Annotated in this window: 1 protein-coding gene; it reads right to left on the bottom strand. The window is 70.7% G+C overall.

The features are described 5' to 3' along the window. Nucleotides 1-283 (bottom strand): polysaccharide deacetylase family protein (locus tag AAH991_RS40385; RefSeq protein ID WP_507185164.1); only part of this gene is annotated, 283 nt, incomplete at both ends.

The following is a 283-nucleotide window of genomic DNA, read 5'->3' as shown; positions in this document are numbered from 1 at the left end:
GACTGGGGGATCGTCGGGGACGGGGAGACGGGCCCGCTGCCGTCGGGGGCGACGGCGCGTCCGGTGGTGGGGGAGATCATGCCGGCGCACAGGTTGCGGCTGCGGAGGTTGGCGGCGATCTGCGGGATGGCCTGGACCGTCGTGGCGTACTGGTCGTGCATCAGGATGATCTGGCCGTTCTGCAGGCGTCCGGCGGCCTGGACGATGGCGGAGGTGCTGGCGCCGTTCCAGTCCTGGGAGTCGACGTCCCAGATGATCTCCCTGAGGCCGAGCTGCTGCTCGA

The sequence above is a fragment of the Microbispora sp. ZYX-F-249 genome, from assembly GCF_039649665.1.
GTDB classification, from domain to species: Bacteria; Actinomycetota; Actinomycetes; order Streptosporangiales; family Streptosporangiaceae; genus Microbispora; species Microbispora maris.
This window is presented reverse-complemented; position numbering and strand designations above follow the sequence as displayed.